This is a genomic window from Campylobacter concisus (assembly GCF_003048535.1).
Taxonomy (GTDB): domain Bacteria; phylum Campylobacterota; class Campylobacteria; order Campylobacterales; family Campylobacteraceae; genus Campylobacter_A; species Campylobacter_A concisus_S.
Map to the genome: position 1 here is coordinate 115,253 of NZ_PIRQ01000004.1, position 26,699 is coordinate 141,951.

Sequence of the window (26,699 nt, forward strand, 5' to 3'; positions counted from 1 at the left end):
TAGTTATCTTAAACGTTTTATCTTTTTTCGAGAAATTTTATAAATTTTTGATGGAACATCTTCGAAAAAATGATCATCTACTATTTCATCAGCCACGCTCATAGCCCAAGTTTTATTAAAATTTTGTCCATTCTTGTTTGCACTGCTTGAATAAAACCAGTCAAATTTAGCTAAAAATTTTTCGTGCTCACACTCTTTTACGACTCTAATAGCCTTTAAATTTGGATACAAAAATGTAGCTTTTCTTGAATGGCGTATAAAATTTTTATATTTTTTTGGCACTCTAACAAGCTCATTTAAAACGCTAAATTTTGCCGTTGTGATAAGGCAAGGTTTATTTTCATCACGCATTTTGGCCTTATTTATCTCTTTATAATCTTTACTCAAAAAGCCAGCTGTCGTATCGGTTTGTGCTAGAAATATCATAGTTTTTCTCTTTTTGATAGTAAAAATATACAAGAGATTATTAGAGCAAATCCTAAAAAATCCCAAAATACAAATTTTGTTCCAAGCCAAAAGTAGCCAAAAAATGCTGCACTTAGTGGTTCTATGCAGGCTAATAAACTAGCTTTTGCTGCGCCTATTAGCTTAACACCTATCATATAAAAGCTAAATGCAAAAATGGTGCCAAGCGCAATAACAGTAATAAATGTAAGCCATTGATTTATCCCATTAAGCCCAGCGAAATCCCAAACTCTCATATAACAAGCAAGCACTACTCCGCCCATAACCATTCCCCAGCCAAGCGTGAGAGTGACTGAATATTTAGCATTCAGCCTTGCTGGAGCAAGATTATAAACACAAACGCAAATAGCGCTAACTAAGCACCAAAACAAGGCCTTTGGCGAAATGACAAGAGATGAAATTTGAGCATGTGTGCTTAGGAAAAATACGCCAAGCATGGCTAAAAATAGAGCTAAAATTTCAAGTTTTCTTGGGACGCGTTTTTCTTTTATGCAAATGACCATTAAAATTAAAGTAGGAGCAGTGTATTGAATAACAGTCGCTACTGCGGCATTTGAAAGCTCAATGGAGTAAAAGTAGGCATACTGCGTCATCATAAGCCCAAGCAGGGCATAGACTAAAAACTCACCAAGAAGCTTTATATCTTTAATCGGAGCAAAAACGGCACTTGGTTCTTTAAAAGCATAAAAAATCACAATAACAATGCCAGCTAGCATCAGTCTATATGGCACCAAAAAATCAGAACTTATACCAAGTGAAAATAGATATTGCCCACAAACCCCGCTAAACCCCCAAAGGATACCGCCAACTAAAGTAAGGAGTATCCCAAGACGATGAGTATTCATTAAATTTATCTATCTTTATGAAGCTGTGCATCTTTGCCGTAATACGGCGAATATGGTCCATAAAGTATGCAGTTATGGCAATCTCTTGAAAATAAATAAGCATCTGCCATCACTGCTAGATCATACGATCTATCTGAGATGGTATTTGCCACCTGTGAGATGACGGCTGAGACTAACATGCCAAGTAGACTGCTTTGGCCACTACTGCTATCTTCTGCTGCCATAGCACTGCCTTGCCAAAGAGTAGCGCCGCTTTTTATATCGATAAGCTTTGCTTCAAGGACAACCTTTGTTGAGCTTGAGATGACCGCATAGCTCGTACCATAATCTTTTATATTTATATAAAGCACACTATCAGCATGGAAAATTTTATCAAGCTTATTTAGTGGTACGGCTGCGATCTCGCTTGGCTCGGTTATACCATTTAGCTTAAAGGTATCATTTACAAGAGCCACTGGAAATACATAGTATCCTGCCTCACTTAGTGGTGCGACTGCATTTGCTAAAACAGCTGCTGGACCTGAAATTTCTGTACTATCGTTTGTTGGCATAAGCACTAAAATAGAGTGAGGTCTTTTTTGTAAAAATTCTGAGTAGTCGTATGGCTCAGGCTCTTTTATAGAGCAACCCGTAAAAAATACTGCTAAAAATACAAAGGCTATAAATTTCAGGCTATTTTTCATTATTTGCCCCCTCTTTTTGCTCCACTTTTTTTGGAGTTAAATTTTTAGAGCCTTTGATGAAATTTATATACTCCCTTGACTCTGGGAAATTCTCTACTTCTTTGTCAAAATTTGTATTTGCAGCGCCTAAATTTCCATTATTTAGATACAAAAGTCCAAGGTGTGCGTATACGCCAGGAGCGATCTTGTAGCCCTTTTGTATTGATATCTGCACCAAATTTTCTAAGCGTGAAATTTGCTCGTTTGTATCGCCCTCTTCATTTAGGTAGCTATATAGCGAGCTACTATATGATCCGTCCCAATAATAAATCGACCTTGGAGCGTTTGAATGACCGCAACCCGCTAAAAATAGCACAAAAAGCACGAGGCCGGCAAGCTTTATTTTACTTGCCATGCTCCACTTTCTATGCCATTTACTAGATTATTTACCGCTTCAATAATAGCTAGGCTTAAAACCTTGCCATTTAGCGTAGAGTCATATCCTGCTGTGCCGCCAAAACCGATGATCTCTCTGTTTGAAAGGGTGTATTCGCCAGCACCGCTAACCGAATAGACAACCTCGGCTGTTTTGGTATCAACGATATTTAAATTTACCTTTGAATAGGCAGTTTGTTGCTTGCCTTTGCCAAGTATGCCAAATAGCTGATGATCACCCGTAGTTTTTCGTCCAAACTCGGTCACATCACCGGTTATCACGTATCTTGCGCCTTTTAGATTTTGAGCGGTTTTACTTAGCTCGCTCTCTTGTTTGATTACTTTCATATTTGATCTATCAAGCACCAAAAATCTACCACTTTGCTGTAAATTTGTGATCAAAATGCTTTGAGCTTGGTTACCAAGCCTATCCTCGCCATCAGCAAATACACCATTTTGGTAAGCTGATTGATTATTAAATCGACCTATCGAAACTGAAATTTTTTGACCATTGTAAACTGTGCCGTAGCTTGCTACTTTTGGAGTCTCAACAACCCTTGAACTCTCACTCGCACATCCAGCAAAAAGAGCTGCCGTAAGCAAAACTGCACCAACTTTAAATACATTTTTCATTTTTTATCCTTTGCGACAAAATCGCTTGTATATTACTAAATTTATTTTTAAATAGCTTTAAAATTCATCCATGTGCCTTTTAGGTATCTAATCGTAAAAAGCACCGCCTTCACAGCCCAGTCAGCAAACATTGCAAACCAAGTACCTATCATACCAAGATCAAATGTGAGCGCAAAGACATAGGCCAAGATGACTCTACAAGCAAACATACAAACTAAATTTACAATCATCGGATATTTAGCGTCCCCTGCAGCACGAAAAACGGTCGGATATGTGTAGGCAAGTGGCCAAATAAGACACATAGCGATACCGTGATACCAGACGATCTGCCTTGTTAAATTTATGGCTTCGCTTGAGAGATTATAAACAAGAAGCAATGGCTCAAGTAAAAGCAAAATTACTACTGTGCTAAAAAGCTGCACGATATAGATACTTATCATCGACTTTCTTACGTAAAATTTAGCCTGAGCAAAGTCGTTTGCGCCGATGCATCTAGACACTACTACGCTTAGGCCTGTGCCTATCGCCATGCCAGGGAGTACTTGAAACATCACGATCGTCCCGCCCACGGCATTTGCAGCGATACTTGCTGTGCCAAAGAGTGAAACAAGACTCAAAACGATGATGCGACCCACATAAAACATCGAATTTTCAAAGCCATAAGGCACTCCGATATTTAAAATTTTCTTGATGATCTCGTAGTCAAATTTATAGATAAAGCTATTTCTTATGTGAAGTTTTAGCCTTATATCAAGAAGCAAATAGACTATAACAAAGCAAGCAAGCATCTTGGCTATAAGCGTACTGATGGCAATACCTAAAATACCAGTATGAAATGTATAAATACTAATGGCAGTTAGAAGTACATTTAATAAATTTGCAGCCGCCATAATATACATAGGAAGCTTTGCGTTTGACATCGTGCGAAAGATCGCCACAGCTGCTGCATAGACAGCCAAAAATGGCGCGGAAATGGCCGAGAAAACAAGATATTGGCTAGCATCATGCCTTACTTGCTCTCCAATATCGCCAAAGACATAATCTAGGATAATATCTTTTAAAACTATGATGACCGCTGCGATAAAAAGGGCAAAGATAAAACTAAACCAAACGAGCTGATTTGCTGTGATTTTGGCGTTGCCACTTTGTTTACTACCAAGATACTGGCTAGCAACCACTGAGCCGCCAGTAGCGATAGCAGTAAATATGCTAATAAATAGCGCCATGACAAATTCCACAAGACTAATCGCACTTACAGCGCTTTCACTAACACTTGCTGCCATTAGCGAGTTTGCAAGCCCTAGGCTATACTCTAAAAACTGCTCAACCGCAATAGGGAAAAATAGCTTCGCAAGATCAGCATTTGAGAAAAATTTTGTATTTTGATCTTTGATTTTGTTTACCATGCTTCCCCTAAGATAAACTTAAAAATTTTAATATATTTAAGCCAAGATCTGCTTTTTGCAAATCCTGACTTAAAAATTTAGTGTCTCGAAAGATAATTTGTATCGTAGTTATTGCTTAAAAAGTCTTTGTTTTCCATCATAGCGATGTGAAAATCTTTTGTTGTTTTTATGCCATTTATTATGAGCTGATCAAGAGCTACTTTCATCTTGTGGATCGCCCTGTTTCTATCAGTGTCCCAAACTACGAGCTTACCGATCATACTATCGTAATACGGTGGTATAGAGTAGTCTTGATAGATATGACTATCCATTCTAACATTGCGGCCACCTGGACAGACATATTTTGTGATCTTGCCAGGACACGGCGTAAATGTATTTGGATCTTCAGCTGTTATCCTGCACTCGATCGCATGACCTTTTAGCTCGATGCTCTCTTGTGATGGTAGCACTTCGCCTTCAGCCACTTTTATCATAAGCTCGATGATATCAAGTCCGCTTACCATTTCGCTAACTGTGTGCTCAACTTGAAGTCTTGTATTCATCTCGATGAAGTAAAAGTCCAAATTTTTATCAACCAAAAACTCAAACGTACCAGCTCCCTCGTAGCCGATTGCTTTTGCCGCTTTTATGGCTGTTTCGTGAAGTCTCTCTCTTGTCTTTTCGTCAAGCAGAATAGCTGGACTCTCTTCGATTAGTTTTTGGTGGCGACGCTGCATAGAGCAGTCACGCTCGCCGATATGAAGCACATTGCCATGGCTATCGCCAATTACTTGAACTTCGATGTGGCGTGGGTTTAGGATATATTTTTCCATATACATTGTGCCATCACCAAATGCGCTCATAGCTTCGCTCTCAGCAGACCAAAACGCTTTTTCTAAATCAGCCTCTTTTTCAACCACGCGCATACCGCGTCCGCCACCACCTGCAGCAGCTTTTAAGATGACAGGATAGCCGATCTTTTTAGCTAGCTCTTTTGCAGCTTTTGTGTCAGCCACAGCGCCGTCTGAGCCAGGGATGACTGGCACGCCGGCTCTTTGCATGACCTGCTTTGCCTTACTTTTATCGCTCATCAAAGCCATCGCAGCAACACTTGGTCCAATAAATTTGATCTTATGATGTGAGCAAATTTCAACAAAATTTTGATTTTCACTTAAAAAGCCATAACCTGGGAAGATAGCATCTGCTTCGCTAATCTCAGCTGCGCTTATGATAGCTGGGATATTTAGGTAGCTGTCGCTTGAGCGCTCTTTACCGATGCAAATAGCTACGTCAGCATATTTTACATAAAGCGCGTCTTTATCGGCGGTTGAATAGACTACAACGGCTTCTTTACCCATCTCCTTTATCGTTCGCAAAGCACGAAGAGCGATTTCACCTCGGTTTGCGATTAAAATTCTTTTTAATTCCATTAATTTTTCTCCACACCAAATAACGGCAATCCAAACTCAACTGGCTGTCCGTCAGAGACTAGCATTTCAGTGATCTGGCAGTCAAACTCAGCCTCGATCTCGTTCATTATCTTCATTGCCTCGATGATACCTACTACATCGCCTTTTCTCACTCTTTGACCTACTTTTACAAATGGAGCAGCACCTGGGCTTGGAGCAGCGTAAAAAGTGCCTACCATAGGAGATTTTATGCTATCTTTTGGCGTATTTGATGCTGGTTTTACCTCTGAATTAACGACTACATTTACAGGTGCTGGAGCTGGCGCTTGTGCTGCTGGTTTAGCAGGCGCGCAATAATCTGAAAATTTTTCAAGCTCTACCTCAAAATCACCACTTTTTATTTTGATATGATTCATCTCCATATCATTAAAAAATTCGATAAGCTCTTTTATATCTTCTTTTTTCATAGAAATTTCTCCTAAATTTTTATATAAGCGTCTAATTGTAGCGAAAATTAGATAAAAAATTTTTTTATGAAGCAAAAAAGGGAACTCAAAGTTACTCTTTTTTGCTAAGTTATTTTTCAGTAATAATTATCTTAATACCTTTAGTATCAACTAAACTTTCATCGATGATGATCTCATCTATTATCTTTGCTGCCCTTATCATACCACTTTTTGGATTTTTTATGCTTTTTATCGCCCCGCTTGTGCTTACATCGATACTTGAATATTCAAATGCAAGGCTCGTATCCATAAAAATGCAATCTTTTACAACCAAATTTTCCACATAGCAAAGCGCTTGCAAGCTCTTTATCGTGCAGTTTATAAGCGTCACATTTTTTGAGTTCCAAGCTAGATATTCGCCTGAGATGAGGCAATTTTGTGCGGTCACGTTTTCGCAGTTCCAAAATGCATCTTTTGAAATGAGCTTTGAGTTTGTGATATGGACATTTTTACAACAATCAAAGCAGTAGTTTCCGTCTAAATTTAGCCCATCGATCTCTAAATTTTCACTATTTGCTCCGAAATAATCGCCCCTAGCAAAGACATTTTTTATCCTAACGCCCGCGCATCCCCAAAGTGTTTCACTAGCATCTGAGAAATTTACATTTTCTAGCGAAATTTGCGAGCTTTTTCTAAAGCTTTTTGGAGCGTTGATGACCACGTCTTTGAAGCTTAAATTTGTGCTGTACCACATGCCAGCTCTTGCTAGAGGCTCCAAGTATCCGCCATTTAGCGTGACATCGCTTGCGTACCAAAGTGGGTATTTGTAGGCAAAAACGCACTCATTTAGCTTTAAATTTGAACTATGCTTTAGTGGTGACTCGCCATCTTCAAAGATACAGTTTGTAAAATTTACACTTTTTGCCCCAAACATCGCACGCTCACCAGTAAAAATTTCTGCATTTTTCTCTTGCATTTTTGTCCTTTATTAATTTTTGCTGTTAAAATTATACTAATTTTCATCTAATTTATTCGCTTTATTAAATTTACTTTAAAGACGCAAAGCGTTATAATCGCCCAAAAAAGGAGCAAAAATGGGTTTAAAGTCAGACTCTTGGATAAGAAAAATGTCGGTTGAGAAAAATATGATAGTGCCGTTTGCTGAGGAGCAGGTCGGACGCGGCGTCGTTAGTTACGGCGTTTCTAGCTACGGCTACGATATCCGCGTTGGTGATGAGTTTAAAATTTTTACAAACATCGGCGGAACCGTAGTCGATCCTAAAAATTTTGACGAGAAAAACGTAGTAGATTTTAAGGGCGATGTCTGCATCGTACCGCCGAATTCATTCGCTCTAGCACGCACGATCGAGTACTTTAACATGCCAGATGACGTGCTAGCCATCTGCCTTGGCAAAAGCACCTACGCAAGGTGCGGCATCATCGTAAATGTGACACCATTTGAGCCGGGATTTAAGGGGCATATCACGATAGAAATTTCAAACACGACGCCACTACCGGCCAAAATCTACGCAAATGAGGGCATCGCGCAGGTGCTATTTATCGAGGGCGATGAACCTTGCGAGGTGACTTATGCTGATAAAAATGGCAAATACCAAGCTCAAGAAGGTATCACACTGCCAAGAATTTTGAAATAATTTTTAGCCTTTGCGACCTTGCAAAGGCTAAATTTAAACGCTGCTTTTACAATTTCCTCTAAACATTAATTAAAATTTGACGAAATAGAAACTAGAAAGATAAAACTTTTGTAATAAATTTTAAAATTTTGGCATAACTTTTGCTTAAATTTTCAGTGTTTTAATACTATACTTAGCATATTTTTTAAGGATATTCATGTCGGATAAAAAAAAGACAATAGAAAGAAATTTAAGTGGGATAACAAACCCTATTTTTGAAAAAAACCTTCAAGCACTATTTCAACAAGATGAGGTCTTGGCTGCTAGACTTTTTGGTATGAATATACAAACTAAATACGAAATCGTTCTAGATAAAAGTGATCCAATACACATAAATATCATCAATAAAGAATCTAATGAAACAATATATAAAGATCCGGTTGAAGAAATTAGTAAAATGCTTGATGATATAGAAAAAAAATATAAAAGATATCCAGGGCTTTTCTTTTATGGCTTAGGAACTGGTATATTTTATAAAGCTTTGGCAAAAAATAAGACTCATAAAAAAATTGTTATCATAGAACCAGAACTTGAGATCATACATCTTGTTTTAAATATTATTGATATATCAGATGAGCTTAAAGATGAACAAATTGTTCTTTTTTATTCTGAATTTGCTACATATGCTCAGTTTTACTATCTCGTGTCGCATAGCGATTTAGATATATATGCTAAAACTTATAGCTTATTAATCCACTCTAACTATTATGATAATTTTGCAGATGACTATATCAAAATAAATAAAGATATAACAAGAGCCTTTTCTCAAAATGTCGTTTCCCATGGGAATAGCATAGATGATCTTCTAATAGGCACAAAACAGCATATCGAGAATCTACCTCATATGCTTACTAACTACTGCTATACAAATTTAGTTAAAAAAAGACACGGTCTTATGGATACAGCGATCATTGTTTCAACAGGTCCAAGCCTAGATAAACAGTTAGAAACACTTAAAAAATTTGCACCTTATGTAAGCATTATAAGTGTCGATGCATCCTATCCAATACTCGCAAGAAATGGCATAAAGCCAGATTATGTAACATCAATTGAACGAATGATACCTACTTCTACATTTTTTGAAAAAAAGTACCCTGGATTTGATGATGATATAAATTTTATTGTGGCTTCAGTGACACACAGCCAAACTGTAAAAAATATATTACCTAGACGTTTAGTGCTTACGATGAGGCCTCAACAAGAAGAAAAAATGTTTAGACTCAACAAATATGGATATCTTGGCGTCGGACACAGCTGTGCAAATATGGCCTACCAGCTAGCGTATGTCTTAGGACATAAAAATATTATCTTTATAGGTCAAGATCTTGCTTTTGGTAAAGATGGTGCAAGTCATGCCAAAGGTCACACTATCGCCCAGCCGGACGAAAATTTATATACTATTGCCTATGGTGGCGAAGGAGAAGTAAGAACAACTTATGTATGGACGCTCTTTAAAAATCAATTTGAAAATGATATTGAGCAAGCTAAATTAGAAGATATAAAATCATATAACTGCACTGAAGGTGGAGCTAGAATAAATGGTGCTATAGAGAAACCTTTTTTAGAAGTTATGAATGAGCTTTGCAAAGGTAAAAAAGTTAAAAATTTACCAAATATCAAAAAAGATAGCGATAAAGTAGCTAACAAAAATTTGTTAAAAGCCTATGAAGTAATACAAAACAAAATAAGAGTTCAAACACAAGCTAAAGAAAAAATAGAAAAAGTATTTTTAGAACTAACTCCAAAAATTGATAATTTTATGCTTTTAAGAGATAAGAATGAAATAAATACAAAGCATTTTAAACAGCTTGTAGGGATATCAAACAAGATAGATAAACTTAAAAATTGTATATCTCATAAGAAGTATATGAGATATATAGAAAATATTTTTGCTATCTCGACTTATTATCAAGAACTAGAGCTTGCTAAAGTATCAGTAGCACCAAGTGATACAGACGAAGAAAAAACTAATAAATTAGTTGAGTGGATAGAATTTCATAAATACTGGCTATTTTCAGCAGCTGGCGGTATAAATGCGGATATAGAAACAACAAAAGAAGCCTCAAAACCTCTTATAAAAGAGCTTAAAAAACGTGGCATCTTTCCAAAAGAAGACTAAAAATGGATATCTTAAGCTTAATAGGACGCACTAAAAATCTCTTTGAAGATGACATAAAGGCGCTTGGTAAAAATTTAAAAGAGATAGTTTCAAGTTCGAGCTTTCTGGTTATTGGTGGTGCCGGTTCTATCGGTTCAGCCGTGACAAAAGAAATTTTTATAAGAGATCCAAAAAAACTCTACATCGTTGATATCTCTGAAAACAACCTTGTCGAACTAGTACGTGACATAAGAAGCGAATTTGGATATATAAATGGCGACTTTAAAACTTTTGCTATAGATGTTGCAAGTGCTGAGTTCAACGCACTCTTGGCACAAAGTGGTGGATTTGACTACGTATTAAATTTATCAGCACTAAAGCATGTTAGAAGCGAAAAAGATCCATTTACGCTTATGAGGATGCTCGAAACAAATATCTTTAACACCGACAAAACGCTAGCGCAAGCTCTCTACATGAAGTCAAAAAAATATTTCTGCGTTAGCACCGATAAGGCTGCAAATCCTGTAAATTTAATGGGAGCTAGCAAGCGCATCATGGAGATGTTTGCGTTTAGACACTCCTTAAATATCGACGTCTCAATGGCTAGATTTGCAAACGTGGCATTTAGCGACGGCTCACTTCTTTTTGGATTTCAAAAGCGCATAGAAAAATTTCAGCCTATAGTTGCCCCAAACGACGTCAGGCGCTACTTCCTAACACCAAAAGAGAGCGGTGAGCTCTGCCTTTTAAGTACCATTTTTGGAGAAAACAGAGATATATTTTTTCCAAAACTAGATGAAAATTTAGACCTTATAACATTTAGCGAGATAGCCAAGCGCTACTTAGAAAATTTAGGCTACGAGCCATTCTTGTGTGAAAATGAGGAGGAGGCTAGAAAGCTTGCAAAAGTGCTTCCAAAAGATGGACTTTACCCTTGCCTTTTTACGCCTAGTGATACGACTGGAGAAAAGGACTACGAGGAGTTTTTCGTTGACAGCGAGAGACTTGACATGCAAAGGCTTCAAAATATCGGTATCGTCAAAAATGATGCAAATTTTGACAGCAAAAAGCTAGAAATTTTTAAAAACAATATTTTAAATTTAAAATCAAGCTTGACATGGAGCAAAGAGGACGTTTTACGCGAAGTTTTCGAGCTCATACCAAATTTTATGCATAAAGAAACAGGAAAATATCTCGATGAAAAAATGTGATTTTGACGAGGTTTTGAAATTTATAAAAAGCACCTTTGGCAAGGATAAAGTCCCGCTTCACGAGCCTAAATTTATAGGCAATGAGAAAAAATATCTACTTGAGTGCATCGACTCTAGTTTCGTCTCAAGTGTCGGTAAATTTGTAGATGAGTTTGAGAGCAAGCTAGCTCAAATGGTCGGTGCTAAATTTGCAGTTGCCACGACAAATGGCACCTCAGCGCTTCACATCTGCCTAAAAATAGCTGGTGTTGGGCAAAATGACGAAGTGATCACGCAGCCAGTTACTTTTATAGCCACTTGCAACGCCATTAGCTACCTTTTTGCAAAGCCGGTTTTCGTGGATGTTGATCTTGATACGCTTGGCATGTCGCCAGCGTCGCTTAGTGCGTTTTTGGAGAAAAACTGCGAGCTAAAAGAGGGCAACTGCGTAAATAAAACTAGCGGCAGGATAGTGCGAGCCTGCGTGCCTATGCACACTTTTGGACTGCCTTGCAAGATAGATGAGATAGCTGAAATTTGCAAGTGTTGGAATATCGTTTTGGTAGAAGATGGCGCCGAGAGCCTTGGCAGCTACTACAAAGGCACTCATACAGGGAATTTTGGCAAGCTTGCAGCGATGAGCTTTAATGGCAATAAGATCGTCACAAGCGGAGGCGGTGGAGCTATCGTCACAAATGACGAGAAGATAGCAAAGCACGCCAAATTTATCACCACAACGGCCAAGGTGCCACATCCCTTTGAGTATCGTCACAGCGAGATCGGCTACAACTACCGCTTGCCAAATTTAAATGCAGCTCTGCTTGTGGCGCAGCTTGAAAATTTGGAGCTATTTTTAAAGAGCAAACGCGAGCTTGCTATGCTCTATAAAGAGTATTTTTCTAAATTTGATGATGTGAAATTTATAGATGAGCCAGTGGATGCTAGGTCAAATTTTTGGCTAAATGCGGTGCTATTTGAAAGCCGTGAAAAGCGAGATGAGTTTTTGAAATTTAGCAATGAAAATGGCGTTTTTACGCGCCCTATCTGGCAGCTCATGAACGAGCTTGATATGTTTAAAGACTGCCAAAGAGATGAGCTAAAAAATGCTAAATTTCTAAGTGATAGGATAGTAAATATCCCAAGTAGCGCAAGGGTGTAGCCGTGCAAGATATAGTTTTAATAGGTGGCGGCGGGCACTGCAAAAGTGTGATAGATGTCATCGAGAGCGAGGCTAAATTTAATATAATTGGTATTATAGATGCGGCAGAAAATATTGGCAAAAAGGTGCTTGGCTATGAGATTATAGGTAGCGATGATGATCTGGCTGAGGTTTTTAAATCATGCAAAAATGCTGTGGTGACGGTTGGGCAGATAAAAAGTAGTGAGCCTAGAAAAAGACTGTTTGCACTGCTAAAAGAAATAGGTTTCATACTTCCAACCATAGTCTCGCCACTTGCGTATATCTCAAAGCATGCATGTGTAGGTGAGGGAAGCGTGGTGATGCATCATGCCTTGATCAACGCTGGCGCATGTGTCGGTAAAAACTGTATCATAAACACAAAAGCACTTGTGGAGCATGACGCAACTATCGGCGATCACTGCCATATCTCAACAGCAAGTGTGGTAAATGGTGGCGTTGTCGTGCAAGATGAGACATTCTTTGGTAGTAATGCAACCAGCAAAGAGTATATCGTGATAGGTGAAAATTCTATCATAGGTGGCGGAACTAGCGTGACGAGAAGCTTGGAGAAAAACGCTTTTATAAAGGCGTAAAACTAGAATTTTAAAGGAAATTTGATGTCAAATAGGGTTTTTATCATAGCCGAGGCCGGGGTTAATCACAATGGCGATATAAATTTAGCTAAAAAACTGATTGACGTGGCAGCCAAAGCTGGCGCTGATGCAGTGAAATTTCAGACCTTTAAAGCTCAAAATCTTGTTTCAACAAACGCACAAAAGGCTAGCTATCAAAAAGAAACTACCGATAAAAATGAAAGTCAGTTTGAGATGATAAAAAAGCTTGAACTAGATGAGAATAAACATAAAGAGCTCATAGCCTACTGCAAACAAAAAAATATCACTTTTCTCTCAACTCCTTTTGATAGCGACAGCATAAAGCTTCTTGATGAGTTGGGGCTTAGCACATTTAAGATCCCAAGTGGCGAGATAACGAATTTGCCTTATCTTAGGCAAATAGGTGGGCTTAATAAAAAGATCATTCTCTCAACCGGCATGGCAAATTTAGGCGAGGTGGAAGCTGCTATAGAAGCACTTGTAAAAAGTGGCACGAAACGTGAAAATATAAGCCTTCTTCATGCAAATACGCAGTATCCAACGCCAATGGAGGATGTAAATTTAAAGGCGATGATAACTCTTAAAAATGCCTTTGGTCTTGAGGTCGGATATAGCGATCATACGCTTGGTATCGAGGTCGATATCGCAGCGGTTGCCATGGGCGCAAAGATCATAGAAAAGCACTTTACGCTTGATAAGAGCTTGCCTGGACCTGATCACAAGGCTAGCCTTGAGCCAGATGAGCTAGCGACTATGGTTAGTGGCATTAGAAATATCGAGCTAGCGCTTGGAGACGGACTAAAGCACTTTAGCAAAAGCGAGAGTGAAAATATCAAAATAGCTAGAAAGTCTATCGTGGCAAAACGAGATATAAAAAAGGGTGAAATTTTTAGCGAGCAAAATATCTGCGTAAAACGCCCAGGAGATGGCATAAATCCTATGAGGTGGGATGAGGTGATCGGACAAATTTCACAAAAAGACTATAAACAAGATGAGTTGATATGAGAAAAATTTGTGTAGTGACAAGCACTAGAGCTGAATATGGCCTGCTTTACTGGCTCTTAAAAGAGATAAAAGCAGATAGCGAGCTTAAGCTTCAGCTTATTGTCACTGGTATGCACCTAAGCCCTGAGTTTGGACTAACATACAAAGAGATAGAAAAAGAATTTAAGATAGATAAAAAGATAGAAATTTTAAGTAGCTCGCATACAAGTCTTGATATTTGCGCTGAGATGTCAAGAGTTTATGAGAAATTTGCTCCGGCACTAGCTGAGCTTAAGCCTGATATATTAGTGCTTCTTGGCGATAGATATGAGATATTTGGTGTAGCAGGTGTCGCTAGTATCATGCAGATACCAATAGCACATATTCACGGCGGCGAGACCACACAAGGAGCATTTGACGAGGCTTTTAGGCACAGTATAACAAAGATGAGCCATATACATTTTGCAGCCACAAATGAGTATGCAAACCGCATAATCCAGCTTGGCGAAGAGCCTAGTAGAGTTTTTAATGTCGGCGGCCCTGGCATAGAAAATATAAAAAAGCTAAATTTATTAAACAAAGATGAGTTTGAAAAATCTATAAATTTTAAGCTCACTAAAAAAAATATACTAATTACATTTCATCCAGTAACGCTTGAAAATAGTAGTGTAAAAGAGCAATTCAGCGAGCTTTTAGAAGCAATAGACAAGCTAAAAGATACAAATTTTATCTTTACAAAAGCAAATAGTGACATAGATGGTGATGTGATAAATAAAATGATAGATGAGTATGTTAGTATAAATCCACAAAAAGCTGTGGCGTTTACTTCACTTGGGCAGCTAAGATACCTAAGTGCGATAAAATTTGTTGATATAGTCCTAGGAAATAGCTCGAGTGGCCTTTCAGAAGTCCCAAGCTTTAAAAAGGCCACCATAAATATAGGCGATCGCCAAAAAGGACGTGCAAGAGCTAGCAGTGTGATAGACGTTAGGCCCGTTAAAAAAGAAATTTTAGCCGCTATAAAAAAAGTATATTCAAAAGAATTTGAGCAAGTTTTAAAAGATACCACCAATCCATATGATGGCGGTAATCCAAGTAAAAAAATGGTTAAAATTTTAAAAGAGATCGAGTTTGATGATATTTTGAAAAAGAAATTTTATGATATAGGTTTGAAATGAGAATAGTAAACGATATAAAGCTAAGCGTAAATTCAACCATAAAAGACGCCCTACAAACAATCAATAATGGTGGGCTCCAAATAGCTATCGTCGTGGATGAAAACGATAGCCTTGTAGGTACAGTAACAGATGGAGATATCAGACGCGGACTATTAAATGGTCTTGATCTAAATAGCAATATAAATCTTATAGTGCACAAGAGTCCAAGTATTGCAAATGTTGGCGACACAAAAGAGTCAATACTAAAAATAGCACTTGCAAAAAAGCTTCATAAAATCCCACTAATAGATGAACTTGGAAAGCTAGTTGGTATAGAAGATATCGAAGACATTATAAAACCGGTCAGCAAAACAAACAAAGTCATTTTAATGGTAGGAGGCCTTGGTACTAGGCTTAGACCGCTTACGCAAGATACTCCAAAGCCAATGTTAAAGGTCGGAAACAAGCCAATACTTCAAACGATAGTTGAGAAATTTGCAGAGTATGGCTTTGTAAATATCACGATGTGTGTAAATTTTAATGCAGACATCATCAAGGACTATTTTGGTGACGGCAAAGAATTTGGAGTAAACATCGACTACATTTTAGAGCAAAAAAGAATGGGTACGGCAGGTGCATTAAGCCTACTTAAAGAGCGACCAAACGAACCATTTTTTGTAATGAACGGTGATCTTCTTACAAATGTAAATTTCGAGCATATTTTTAACTACCACACGCTAAATAAAGCGACGGCTACAATGTGTGTAAGAGAGTATGACTACGAAGTTCCTTATGGCGTTGTAAAAATGAACGACAACAAGATAGTAGATATCTCAGAAAAACCAGTGCAGAAATTTTTCGTAAGTGCTGGAATATATATGCTCTCGCCGGAAATTTTAGATCTAATACCAAAAAATGAGTTTTATGATATGCCAACTCTTTTTGAAAAAGCGATAAGCAAAGAAAAAAACGTCATCTCGTTTCCTATACATGAGTACTGGATCGATATAGGTCGCTTAGAAGAGTATCAAAAAGCAAATGAAGAATATGCAAAAATATTTTGATTGGATATTTTAAATGAAAGCTCTTATCTTAGGCTATGGTTCGATTGGTAAAAGGCATTGCGAAGTATTAGAAGCTTTACCACAGATAGATGAGATCTGCCTCGTCACTAGCCAAGATATAGTTGGAAAAACTTGTTACAAAAGTTTAGAAGAAGTCTCAAATTTAGACAAGTTTGACTACTTTGTTATAGCAACTCCCACATTTTTACATCTGCAAAATTTAAAATTTCTAGACGAGAAAGTAAAAAATAAAATAATACTTTGTGAAAAGCCTTTGTTTGAGAAATTTTACGATTTTACACCAAAAAACAACAAAATTTTTATAGGCTACGTGCTTAGATTTCATCCACTTTTACAAAAATTAAAAGAGCTTTTGAAGAGTGAAAAAATTTTGTACATAAACGCTAGTTGTGGACAGTATCTACCAAGCTGGAGAAATGGGGACTATACAAAATGTTATAGTGCTAGCAAAGAAAAAGGCGGTGGGGTTTTGCTAGATCTTAGTCATGAGTTAGACTATGCCATGTGGCTATGCGGTAAATTTAAGAGCGTAAAAAGCTTTCAAGATAAAATTTCAAATTTGCAGATAACAAGTGATGATTTATGTTTGATCTTTGGCAAAACAAACAATAATGTAGTAGCCAATATAAGTATTGATTATCTGAGCCGCATGACGCATAGAAACGTGCGAGTGGAGTGCGAAGGCTCAACTTATGAGCTTGATTTCATAAAAGGTACTCTCATAAAACAAGATATCAATAGGCAAATTTTTAACATGCCAAATTTGGCAAGAAATGAGATGTTTTTAGCTATGCATAAAGATGTCTTGGGTGAACAAAGATACGTTTGTGGCTTTATTGAGGGACAAGATGCTATGGACATAATAGATCAAATTCAAAGGCAAAATAATGAGTAATGTTTTATGTACAATATGTGCAAGAGGCGGTAGTAAGGGTGTAAAAGGGAAAAATGTACGTGAGCTTTGTGGAAAACCCCTTATCGCTTACACCATAGAGCAAGCCAGAGAGTCAAATTTATTTGAACATATAGTAATTAGTACTGATAGCGATTTGATCGCAGAAACGGCAGTAAAATACGGCGCAGAAGTCTTTTTTAAAAGAGATGCTGCTATGGCCAGCGATACAGCTGGAAAGCTTGATGTGATAAAAGATGCTTTTTTAAAAAGCGAACAACATTACGCACAAAAATTTGATTATGAGATCGATCTTGATGCAACAGCTCCACTTCGTGATGTGAGCGATATCATAAACGCTTACAATCAGTTTCTGCGCGATGAAAATGACAATCTAATAACTGCAATGCCAAGCAGAAGAAGTCCGTACTTTAACTTGGTTGAAATTTATCCTGATGGACGTGTGGGGCTTGCAAAAACTTTAGCAAAAGCCATTGTAAGACGACAAGATGCACCAAAGACTTATGATATGAACGCTTCTATCTATATCTGGAAACGTGAAGCCTTACTAAATAACGATACATTGTTTTTGCCAAAAACTGGGCTTTATGTGATGAGTGAAGACAGATCAATCGATATAGATTGTGAACTGGATTTTAAATTTGTAGAGTTTTTAATGAAGGAAAAAAATGCTAACAGATAAAGTCATAGTAGTAACGGGAGGGGCTGGTAGGATAGGAAGTGCTTTCATAAGAGCCATCGCTAGTCAAAACGGAGTTGGAGTAATAGCAGAAGTCGACACAAAAAGAGCAAATTTACTAAAAGATGAGATAAAAACCTCAAACAAAGATGCGAAAATCGAAGTTTTACAAATTGACATCAGTGACGTAAATTCTGTTAATGAAGCCATAAATTTCTTACACTCAAAATATGGCCACATAGATGCACTGGTAAATAACGCCTATCCAAAAAATAAAAATTACGGTAAGAAATTTTTTGAGATAGATATGAATGATTTCAATGCCTTCTTAAATTTACACCTTGGCGGATACTTTAATATCTCGCAAAATTTTATAAAATACTTTTTAGAGCAAGGTCACGGTAATATCATAAATATCTCATCTATACAAGGTATCGGAGCTCCTGCTTTTGAGACCTACGAGGGAACAAATATGCACTCTCCTGTCGAATATACAGTAGTAAAACATAGCCTTCTTGGCATGACAAAATACATGGCAAAGATGTTCAAAAAAGACAATATTCGAGTAAACGCTATAAGTCCTGGAGGAATTTTAGATGGGCAGCCTGAGCCATTTTTAAGCCAATATAAAAAAAGATGTGGCATGAAGGGAATGCTCAATGCAAATGATATTTGCGGTGCTTTGATCTATTTACTAAGCGATGTATCAAAATATGTAAATGGGCAAAATATTGTAGTTGATGATGGATTTAGTTTATAATTTAAAGCCTTAGTTTATTGCTAAGGCTTTAAGCATCAAATTTAGTATGAGTATTTTAAAATCTCATATACAAAGTTTAAGATATTTTATTGATTGCAAAAGTATAAAACCCCAAAGCTAAGCTTTGGGGCGTGGGTTTGCGTATTGTAAAAGCATTAACACTCTTAAGGCTTTGTTACTACGACAAAGCCTCTATCTAAAACCTTAATGAAACTATTGTAGAAGCTTCATTACGTTTTGTTGTACGCTATTTGCTTGACTCATAGCATAAGCACCTGATTGAGCTAGGATGTTATGTTTTGAGAAGTTAGCAGACTCGCTAGCAAAATCAACATCTCTGATTTGAGATTCTGCTGATTTTACGTTAACTTGAGTTACAGTGATGTTATTAACTGTAGCTTGAAGTTGGTTTTGAACTGAACCAAGGTCTGAACGAACTTGATCAAGTGTTTTTTGAGCAGACTCAGCGATACTCATAACAGCCATCGCACCGCGAAGTGTCATAACACCAGCAGATTGAGCTACTGATAAAGCTGCACTCATTCTTTGGAAGCCCATAGCAGTTGCTAGGTTTTTATCTATTTGACCTCTTACATCTCTTAGAGATACTGATTGTTGAGCACCACCACCAGCAGAGAATGCTATTGATAGCTTAGTATTACCACCACCTACTAGTTTAATATCTCTACCATCAAGACGAACTAGATTTAGTCTACCTACAAAGCCAGCTGTTAAAGATGTACCAGCTGCTGCTTTACCTTTACCACCAAGACCTTTTGAGATATCTTTACCTGTTGCAACAATAGCACGGCCATCACGGCTTGTTAATACCATTTTGCCTGTTTCAGCATCAACAGAAGCTTCAACACCAGTTTGGTCTTTTACAGAGTTGATAGCATTTACAAGTGCACCGTTTGCGTCATTTGCTTTAACATCTAGGTCGCCAATTTTAACACCGTTGATTGTTAAAGACTGAATTAAACCGCCACCAATAGCAGCACTAGCCTTCCAAGTAACATCAGCTGTAGCTCTAACGCCAGTTTTATCAGCAACTTTGTTGATATTCTCAGCTAGAGCACCAAGACCTTTACCGATACCTGTTGAGATAGTAGCACCTGTAACGCCAACATCATTTACACCATCAACGTTTAAGAATTTAAGATTTACCGCACCCATACCTGTAAGTAGTTTTGAACTCTCAAAACGTGTAAGGCCGATCTTATCAGATGTAGTCGCACCAATACTCGCTTTAACAGTTTGGTTTGAGTAAGCACCTATTTGGAATTCTTTATTAGAGAATGTTCCGTTTAGTAGTTGCTGACCGTTAAATGAAGTAGTGTTACCGATATTGTCAAGCTCTTCCATTAGACGAACGATATCAGCTTGCAATGCTTGGCGTGATTGAGTTGTTTGGCCGTCTTGAGCTGATTGAGTAGCTTTTGTCTTGATAGTATCAAGAATTTTTAGCTGCTCGTCCATAGCTTTATCGGCAACTTGAATGATACCAATAGCATCATTACCATTTGCAATAGCTTGACCTAAAGCTGAAGCTTGACTTCTTAAACTATCTGCAATAGATAGACCTGAAGCATCGTCTGCAGCTGTTTGAATCCTAAGACCTGAGCTAAGTTTGTTAAGTGACTTAGATAGGTCAGTGTTGTTGCTAACTGCGTTAGCGTGTGTGTTAAGTGCGTTTACGTTTGTGTTAATACGAAAACTCATTGTAAATCCTTTTAATTTTTTAGTTACGACTTCTTGTCGCACAAAAACTATATCGTGAAATTTTCTAAAAACTTTATAGGCATGAATGAAAAAATTTTTAAAGATTAACATGGATTTGATTTTTATGCCTTGATACTTTAAAAATTATTTCTGCTACAATTACGCCAAAAAATTCAAAGGCTATATATAAATGAAAAGCTTAATCATCGTGGAATCTCCCGCAAAAGCAAAGACTATCAAAAATTTCTTAGACAAAAGCTACAACGTCATCGCCTCAAAAGGTCACATCAGAGATCTGCCAAAAACTAGCTTTGGCATCAAGATAGAGGATAATAAATTTACCCCAGAGTACCGCGTCAGCAGCGATCACTCTGCCATCGTAAAAGAGATAAAAGAGCTAGCTAAGGTTGCAGATGAAATTTACCTCGCGACCGATGAGGATAGAGAGGGTGAGGCCATAGCGTTTCACATCGCAAATGCCATCGGCAAAGAACCAACAAGCCTGCCTCGCATCGTCTTTCACGAGATCACCAAAAGTGCCATACAAAACGCTCTAAAAAGCCCAAGACACGTCGATATGAACAGTGTCAATGCTCAGCAAACAAGGCGCTTACTTGACCGCATCGTTGGTTACAAGTTAAGCCCACTTTTAAATTTAAAGATACAAAAAGGCTTAAGCGCTGGCCGTGTGCAAAGTGCAGCTCTAAAGATAATAGTTGAGCGTGAGCGTGAAATCCAGGCGTTTAAACCAGTCGAATACTATACTATCGACACCATTTTCAAAAAAGACCTAGACGCTGAGCTAGTTAAATTTGAAAACCAAAAGATCGAAAAGCTCACCATCCAAAATCCAGACCGTGCAAAATACATCATTGAAAATTTACAAAATGAGAAATTTAGCGTCCGAGAGATCGAGAGCAAGGATAGAAAGATCCAGCCAAGCCCACCATTTATGACCTCAACTCTTCAGCAAAGTGCAAGCAACCGCCTTGGCTTTAGCCCTAAAAAGACCATGATGATCGCACAAAGCCTCTATGAGGGTGTACAAACAAACGAAGGCTTCATGGGTGCGATCACCTACATGAGAACAGATAGCTTAAATTTAGCCAAAGAGGCTGTCGCGGCCGCTAGAGAGCATATATTGCAAAACTACGGCAAAGAGTATCTACCGGCCAAAGCGATAAGCTACACGACAAGCTCAAAAGGCGCGCAAGAAGCCCACGAAGCGATCCGCCCTACAAATTTAAACTTCACGCCACAAATAGCGGCTAAATTTTTAGAAAAAGACGCGCTCAAACTCTACACGCTCATCTATAATAGATTTTTAGCCTGCCAAATGAGTGCATGCGTGAGCCAAACGCAAAATGTCTATGTCGCAAGCGAAAAAGGCGAGTTTAAGATAAGCGGCAGAAAGGTAATATTTGACGGCTTTTACAAGGTTTATGGCGAGCTTGATAAGGATAAAATTTTGCCAAATTTAAAAAAGGGTGACGAGATGAGCTTGCAAAGCATAAAAAGCACGCAAAATTTCACCGAGCCGCCAGCCAGGTACTCAGAAGCTGGACTTGTTAAAAAGCTAGAAAGCCTTGGCATCGGCCGCCCAAGTACCTACGCACCGACTATCACACTGCTAACTTCAAGAGACTACGTGAGAGTCGAGAAAAAGCAGCTCATACCAAACGAGATCGCATTTAGTATGATAGGCGTTTTAGAGGAGCACTTTAGCAATATAGTTGATAGCGAATTTACCTCACATCTTGAAGAAAAGCTCGATGAAATCGCACTTGATAAGGCCGACTGGCAAAAGGTGCTAAGCGACTTTTACTATCCATTTATGGAAAAAATTAGTGCTGGAAAAACTGGCATAAAAAGCCTAAAAACAGCCACTCCGATCGGCGAGAAGTGCCCAGAGTGTGGAAGCGAGCTAGTGCTTAGAAAGGGTAGATACGGCGAGTTTATCGCTTGCTCAAATTTCCCAAAATGCAAATACTCAAGAAATATCGCAAAAGATAATGAAAAGAGCGCAGAAACTGACACTGCAACGGCTGCTAAGCCAAAACGTGAGTTTAAAAAGCTTGATGTGCCATGTCCAAAATGCGGCGGCGAGATCGTCGAGAGATTTAGTAGGCGCGGTAAATTTTATGGTTGTGCTAACTATCCAAAGTGCGACTTCATCTCAAGCTATGAGCCAGTGGCTCAAAAGTGTGACGAGTGTGGTGGAGATATGATCAAAAAAGAGCTTAAAAAAGGCACATTTCACGAGTGCGCAAAGTGCAAGAAAAAGACGCTTATTTCTGAAAACTAAAAAATTCTAGCCAAATTTGAGTCCTTGAGCCTAAATTTGGCTTTTATAAATTTGGAATTTAAATGCCTGACACCACCGCTAAGCTTAGCTAGCATAAAGGGCAAAAACCTCGTCACCAACTACACTCAGTTAGAGGGCAGCTTCAAATCGTAGCACCCACTTTTTGGGCTTTTTGGCGAGCTTAGACCCTACTAATTTTAAAAACTATCTTTTTATAAGAGAAAGTAATGTCATAAAATTTAAGCTTTTTGTATAGTTTTTAATAAATTCATATCTTGGAGCAAATTTTAAATTCCATTCACTCGCAAGAATTGACTGCTAAAATTTGGATTCGCTTATAGCTTAACTCAAATTTTAGAGCAGAAATTACTTGTTCTTGAAATTTTAAAATTTACTTGACACTTGCCATATATACGAACGCATGCGGTGCAAAATCGCTATCACATGCACTTCTAACGTGCGAGGGGATTGAGGGATCTAAAGGGAGATAAGGGGACGGCTTCGTAATTCAAGTCCCCTTGTCTCCCTTTTGAATAAAAGAGTTTTTAAATTTAAGGTCTGTATTTTTTAAAATTTGTCCATTTTCTCGTAAATTCAAGACGACCATACTTAAATTTTAAACCTATCAAAGCTATAATACGCCCCAAAAAAGGATGAAAAATGAAAACAATTATGCTCTGTGCGATATGCTCAGTCACTCAAGGAAACTGCGCCGAGGACTGCGCTTACTGCACACAAAGTGCCAAAGCTGGTGCCGATATCTCAAAATTTAAAGAAAAAAGCGTGCAGCAGGTGGTAGACGAAGCCAAAATGGCTTATAAAAACCACGCCCTTGGCTTTTGTTTGGTCACAAGCGGTGCTAGGCTGAATGACAAAAAGACCGACTATATCGCATCTTTAGCAAGAGCCGTGAGCAAAGAAGTGCCAAATTTGATGCTCATCGCATGTAACGGCATGGCAACTTACGAGCAGCTTAGCGAGCTTAAAAAAGCTGGCGTTTTTAGCTACAACCACAACCTTGAAACAAGCCGAGAATTTTTCCCAAAAATTTGCAAAACTCACACTTGGGACGAGAGATATCAGACAAATTTAGATGCAAAAAGAGCTGGACTCATGCTTTGCACTGGTGGCATTTACGGCGTTGGCGAGAGCGAGGCTGATAGGGTGAGCTTTAGAGCTAGTCTAAAAGAGCTTGAGCCGTTTTCGTCACCAATAAATTTTTTCATTAAAAATGAAGCGCTGAGTCTTGATCTGCCTCCTCTTAGTGCGGATGAAGCCCTAAAAATAGTGCGTGAGACCAAAAGAGATCTACCAGAAACTAGAGTCATGATAGCTGGTGGTAGGGAGAAAATTTTGGGCGAGAGGCAGTACGAGATCTTTGAAAATGGCGCCGATGCGATCGTGATAGGTGACTATCTCACCGCAAAAGGTGAGAAAGCTAGCAAGGATATCGAGGAGCTTACAAAGCGCGGTTTTAGCTTCGCTAGCATCTGCCATTAATGCTTGCAAATTTACTTTTAGCAGGGCTTGGAGGCTTTATCGGGGCTGGATGCAGGTTCTTAGCTGGTGAGCTGTTAAAATTTAGCCACTTTCCGCTAGCTACGCTTGGTGTAAATGTGCTTGGCAGCTTTATTATCGGCGTTTTGTTTTGTCTAAATTTAAGCCAAAACGTGAGGATGTTCTTGGTCGTTGGTATACTTGGTGGATTTACGACATTTTCAAGCTTTAGCCTTGATAGTGTGAAATTTTTACTAGAAGGCGAGCTAGTAAAAGGCTTTTTAAATATCTTTTTAAACCTTGTTTTTTGCCTACTTGCAAGCTATCTTGGTATTTTGCTTGGTAAGAGTTTATGAGAGTTTGCAAATTTAATAGAGTTTAAATTTTGCTAGATTTTCTTAATCGCATGCAGTGCTTTAGCACCATTGCATGTACTTTGAACGTGCGAGGGGATTGGGGGATTTAAAAAGGGGGATAAGGGGACGGCTTCGTAACTCGAGTCCCCTTGTCTCCCTTTTGAATAAAAGAACCTAAAAACAAAAAAGTCTGTATTTTTAAAAATAGAATTTTACTATCGCGAAAATTTTAAAATTCTATTCACTCGCAAGAATTGACTACTGATTTTAGGTCTCGCAAAGCTTGCCACTAAAATCAGAGCCGAAATTACTCGTTCATGAAATTTTAAAATTTACTTGACGCTTATCTGACTTGATAAATAAAAATTTGTCGTAGTTTTTAATCGCATGCAGTGCAAAATACCACCACATCCACCTTTCTATCTAGCTTCTACCTTTGGCATCTGAAGCATAAAATTTCTAGCCTCACTTAAAAGTACAGGCTTAAGCCCATCTACCAGAGTTTTTGGATCATAAATTCTTTCATATGAAAGTATTAAGACTCCATCTTTTTTAAGTAAAAAGTGGATTATTTCTATATTTTTACTGCTAGTTTCATCTTTTATGAGAGCTAAAATTTGATCATTCTCTTCACTATAAAGCACCTCTTTAGCCTCTTTTATCTTTCTTTTTAGCTCAGCAAGCATACTTTCACTTTTTATATTTTTGTCAAATTTCACTCTAAATCCTACAAAATGCTCATCAAAATTTTCATTTTTTAAAAAGTAAAAACTCTCATCTTTGGCTGTATTTTTCTTATAAAAAACGCTTCCATCAAATTTAAAACTTTGAACCAAACTTAGCTCGTCTGCAAAGCCAAAAATTCCAAAAAACATCAAGACAAAAAATAGAAATTTACGCATAAATTTGCACTCCAAATTTTTAAAAATTTGTCGCCATTTTGCCCAAAAATCGCTTAGCTTAATCAAAAAATAACAAAGCTTTTTATACAATCAAACATTTTTAATTTAAGGATCTTTTTGCAGTTACATCAAGCTAGCGAGCTTAGTATTCTTGTCGTTTTGGCATTTATCGTCTTTGCTTCGCCTTATATTTCTAAAATTTTACGCATTCCTGTCGCTCCTGCTGAGATAATACTTGGAGCACTGGCTAGCTACATCGGGCTTGTCGGCGAGAATGAGATGTTTAAGCTAATTAGCGAAGTTGGCTTTTTCTTTTTGATGTTTCTAGCCGGCATGGAGATCGATCTTAGAATGCTTATAAATATCGACCGCAAAATTTTACGTCTGGGGCTTATCTATCTTGTGCTCATTTACACGCTAGCAACTGCACTTACATTTAGTTTTGATCTTAGTTTGCTCTATATTATCATTATCCCGATAATGGCCGTTGGTATGATATTTACGCTATTTAAAGAGTATGGCAGAGATGTAAAATGGCTAAATTTAAGCATGCTTATTGCAACTATTGGTGAGCTTATAAGCATTACGCTTTTGACATTTATAGCAGCCTATTTGCAGTTTGGAGCTAGCATAAATTTATGGCTAACGATTGGCTATTTGATCTTATTTTTAGCCATCAGCGTACTTAGCTTTAAAATTTTAGATGTGCTTTTTTGGTGGTATCCTGGGCTTAAAGTGATCCTTATGCCACACTACGATAAGGACGAAAAAGATATTAGATTAAGCATTGCTGTATTTTTTTCGATGATTGCGCTTATGCTTTATTTAAATTTAGAAGTTGCCTTTGGTGCGTTTATCGCAGGTATGTTTATAGCTACATTTTTTGATCATAAAAAGGACTTACCGCACAAGCTTTCAAGCTTTGGATTTGGTTTTTTGGTACCGATATTTTTTATACACATAGGCTCAACCTTCAAGCTCTCAAGCCTAAGCTCAAATGAAGTGATAAAAGATGCTATTTTTATATTTTGTGCAATGCTTACCACAAGGCTTTTTTCAAGTGTGTTATTTGTAGGGAAATTAGGATTTAAGGGGATATTTTTGTTTTCTCTCTCACAATCCATGCCACTAACGCTTCTAGTAGCAGTTGCTACTATCGCACACAGATCAGGTGAGATAAGTGACTATTCTTACTCATCTTTTATCCTAGCAAGCCTAGCTCAAGCTATAATAGGGACAATAATTATAAAATTTCTAATGCAATCAAGAAGTAAGGAGTAAAA

The 26,699-nt window shown here is 37.9% G+C and carries 26 protein-coding genes; 15 read left to right on the top strand and 11 right to left on the bottom strand.

The annotated features are described in order from the left end of the window. Positions 1 to 3: 3 nt before the first annotated feature. The 9 genes from CVS93_RS05140 to CVS93_RS05180 form a co-directional block, all read right to left on the bottom strand. Positions 4 to 426, bottom strand: a complete 423-nt coding sequence (locus tag CVS93_RS05140) for a Sua5 YciO YrdC YwlC family protein (protein WP_107686828.1) — start codon at positions 424 to 426, stop codon at positions 4 to 6. After that, positions 423 to 1,310, bottom strand: coding sequence for a DMT family transporter (locus CVS93_RS05145; protein ID WP_107686829.1), 888 nt, complete (start codon positions 1,308 to 1,310; stop codon positions 423 to 425). Before CVS93_RS05145 ends, CVS93_RS05140 begins: the two co-directional genes overlap by 4 nt. A gap of 5 nt (positions 1,311 to 1,315) precedes the next feature. Continuing rightward, complete coding sequence (locus CVS93_RS05150) at positions 1,316 to 1,993, bottom strand: DUF799 domain-containing protein (RefSeq protein ID WP_103599904.1); 678 nt, start codon at positions 1,991 to 1,993, stop codon at positions 1,316 to 1,318. Continuing rightward, on the bottom strand, positions 1,983 to 2,387 hold the full coding sequence (locus CVS93_RS05155; protein WP_107686830.1) for a DUF4810 domain-containing protein: 405 nt from the start codon (positions 2,385 to 2,387) through the stop codon (positions 1,983 to 1,985). The genes CVS93_RS05150 and CVS93_RS05155 overlap by 11 nt, the downstream gene beginning before the upstream one ends. Continuing rightward, a complete protein-coding gene (locus CVS93_RS05160) occupies positions 2,372 to 3,040 on the bottom strand; it encodes a CsgG/HfaB family protein (RefSeq protein ID WP_084041904.1) in 669 nt (222 codons plus the stop codon). Before CVS93_RS05160 ends, CVS93_RS05155 begins: the two co-directional genes overlap by 16 nt. Positions 3,041 to 3,087: 47 nt before the next feature. Next, on the bottom strand, positions 3,088 to 4,446 hold the full coding sequence (locus tag CVS93_RS05165) for an MATE family efflux transporter (RefSeq protein ID WP_107686831.1): 1,359 nt from the start codon (positions 4,444 to 4,446) through the stop codon (positions 3,088 to 3,090). A gap of 77 nt (positions 4,447 to 4,523) precedes the next feature. Further along, positions 4,524 to 5,855 (bottom strand): acetyl-CoA carboxylase biotin carboxylase subunit, encoded by a 1,332-nt coding sequence (locus CVS93_RS05170; RefSeq protein ID WP_107686832.1) that lies wholly within the window; start codon positions 5,853 to 5,855, stop codon positions 4,524 to 4,526. Then, positions 5,855 to 6,301: an acetyl-CoA carboxylase biotin carboxyl carrier protein gene (gene accB / locus CVS93_RS05175; protein WP_107686833.1), complete on the bottom strand. Its 447-nt coding sequence runs from the start codon at positions 6,299 to 6,301 to the stop codon at positions 5,855 to 5,857. The genes CVS93_RS05170 and accB overlap by 1 nt, the downstream gene beginning before the upstream one ends. A 109-nt stretch (positions 6,302 to 6,410) precedes the next feature. Next, positions 6,411 to 7,256, bottom strand: a complete 846-nt coding sequence (locus CVS93_RS05180; protein WP_107686834.1) for a DUF3737 family protein — start codon at positions 7,254 to 7,256, stop codon at positions 6,411 to 6,413. Between the two features lie 118 nt (positions 7,257 to 7,374). On the opposite strand from CVS93_RS05180, the gene dcd reads away from it, so the two are divergent. The 11 genes from dcd (at position 7,375) to CVS93_RS05235 (ending at position 18,634) form a co-directional block, all read left to right on the top strand. After that, positions 7,375 to 7,935 (top strand): dCTP deaminase, encoded by a 561-nt coding sequence (gene dcd, locus CVS93_RS05185; RefSeq protein ID WP_107686835.1) that lies wholly within the window; start codon positions 7,375 to 7,377, stop codon positions 7,933 to 7,935. 196 nt (positions 7,936 to 8,131) lie between these two features. Then, the gene (locus CVS93_RS05190) at positions 8,132 to 10,093 is read left to right on the top strand and encodes a 6-hydroxymethylpterin diphosphokinase MptE-like protein (RefSeq protein WP_107686836.1); all 1,962 of its coding nucleotides are present in this window, start codon (positions 8,132 to 8,134) and stop codon (positions 10,091 to 10,093) included. Positions 10,094 to 10,095: 2 nt separating this feature from the next. Continuing rightward, the gene (locus tag CVS93_RS05195) at positions 10,096 to 11,283 is read left to right on the top strand and encodes a UDP-N-acetylglucosamine 4,6-dehydratase (RefSeq protein ID WP_107686837.1); all 1,188 of its coding nucleotides are present in this window, start codon (positions 10,096 to 10,098) and stop codon (positions 11,281 to 11,283) included. After that, positions 11,270 to 12,421: a LegC family aminotransferase gene (locus CVS93_RS05200; protein ID WP_107686838.1), complete on the top strand. Its 1,152-nt coding sequence runs from the start codon at positions 11,270 to 11,272 to the stop codon at positions 12,419 to 12,421. The genes CVS93_RS05195 and CVS93_RS05200 overlap by 14 nt, the downstream gene beginning before the upstream one ends. A 2-nt stretch (positions 12,422 to 12,423) precedes the next feature. Further along, positions 12,424 to 13,035, top strand: coding sequence for a NeuD/PglB/VioB family sugar acetyltransferase (locus CVS93_RS05205; RefSeq protein ID WP_107686839.1), 612 nt, complete (start codon positions 12,424 to 12,426; stop codon positions 13,033 to 13,035). Between the two features lie 24 nt (positions 13,036 to 13,059). Continuing rightward, the gene (gene neuB, locus CVS93_RS05210; protein ID WP_107686840.1) at positions 13,060 to 14,061 is read left to right on the top strand and encodes an N-acetylneuraminate synthase; all 1,002 of its coding nucleotides are present in this window, start codon (positions 13,060 to 13,062) and stop codon (positions 14,059 to 14,061) included. After that, entirely contained in the window at positions 14,058 to 15,218 is a 1,161-nt protein-coding gene (gene neuC / locus CVS93_RS05215) for a UDP-N-acetylglucosamine 2-epimerase (protein WP_107686841.1), read from the top strand. Before neuB ends, neuC begins: the two co-directional genes overlap by 4 nt. Beyond that, positions 15,215 to 16,261, top strand: a complete 1,047-nt coding sequence (locus CVS93_RS05220) for a nucleotidyltransferase family protein (RefSeq protein ID WP_107686842.1) — start codon at positions 15,215 to 15,217, stop codon at positions 16,259 to 16,261. The genes neuC and CVS93_RS05220 overlap by 4 nt, the downstream gene beginning before the upstream one ends. Before the next feature lie 13 nt (positions 16,262 to 16,274). After that, positions 16,275 to 17,177, top strand: a complete 903-nt coding sequence (locus CVS93_RS05225; protein ID WP_107686843.1) for a Gfo/Idh/MocA family protein — start codon at positions 16,275 to 16,277, stop codon at positions 17,175 to 17,177. Continuing rightward, positions 17,170 to 17,877, top strand: a complete 708-nt coding sequence (locus CVS93_RS05230; protein ID WP_107686844.1) for a cytidylyltransferase domain-containing protein — start codon at positions 17,170 to 17,172, stop codon at positions 17,875 to 17,877. The genes CVS93_RS05225 and CVS93_RS05230 overlap by 8 nt, the downstream gene beginning before the upstream one ends. Further along, the gene (locus CVS93_RS05235; RefSeq protein WP_107686845.1) at positions 17,864 to 18,634 is read left to right on the top strand and encodes an oxidoreductase; all 771 of its coding nucleotides are present in this window, start codon (positions 17,864 to 17,866) and stop codon (positions 18,632 to 18,634) included. The genes CVS93_RS05230 and CVS93_RS05235 overlap by 14 nt, the downstream gene beginning before the upstream one ends. A gap of 213 nt (positions 18,635 to 18,847) precedes the next feature. Here CVS93_RS05235 and CVS93_RS05240 read toward each other — a convergent pair whose 3' ends face one another. Then, a complete protein-coding gene (locus CVS93_RS05240) occupies positions 18,848 to 20,356 on the bottom strand; it encodes a flagellin B (protein ID WP_103599887.1) in 1,509 nt (502 codons plus the stop codon). A 190-nt stretch (positions 20,357 to 20,546) separates the two neighbouring features. On the opposite strand from CVS93_RS05240, the gene topA reads away from it, so the two are divergent. From topA to crcB, 3 genes are all read left to right on the top strand, one after another. Beyond that, positions 20,547 to 22,661, top strand: coding sequence for a type I DNA topoisomerase (gene topA / locus CVS93_RS05245; protein ID WP_107686846.1), 2,115 nt, complete (start codon positions 20,547 to 20,549; stop codon positions 22,659 to 22,661). A 660-nt stretch (positions 22,662 to 23,321) separates the two neighbouring features. After that, positions 23,322 to 24,161: a biotin synthase gene (locus tag CVS93_RS05250; protein ID WP_107686847.1), complete on the top strand. Its 840-nt coding sequence runs from the start codon at positions 23,322 to 23,324 to the stop codon at positions 24,159 to 24,161. Further along, positions 24,161 to 24,514 (top strand): fluoride efflux transporter CrcB, encoded by a 354-nt coding sequence (gene crcB / locus CVS93_RS05255; RefSeq protein WP_107686848.1) that lies wholly within the window; start codon positions 24,161 to 24,163, stop codon positions 24,512 to 24,514. The genes CVS93_RS05250 and crcB overlap by 1 nt, the downstream gene beginning before the upstream one ends. 419 nt (positions 24,515 to 24,933) lie before the next feature. Here the strand turns inward: crcB and CVS93_RS05260 are convergent, their stop codons facing one another. After that, the gene (locus CVS93_RS05260; RefSeq protein ID WP_084041959.1) at positions 24,934 to 25,416 is read right to left on the bottom strand and encodes a hypothetical protein; all 483 of its coding nucleotides are present in this window, start codon (positions 25,414 to 25,416) and stop codon (positions 24,934 to 24,936) included. Positions 25,417 to 25,533: 117 nt separating this feature from the next. Between CVS93_RS05260 and CVS93_RS05265 the strand changes: the two genes are divergently transcribed. Continuing rightward, a complete protein-coding gene (locus tag CVS93_RS05265; RefSeq protein ID WP_107686849.1) occupies positions 25,534 to 26,697 on the top strand; it encodes a cation:proton antiporter in 1,164 nt (387 codons plus the stop codon). Positions 26,698 to 26,699 lie beyond the last annotated feature (2 nt).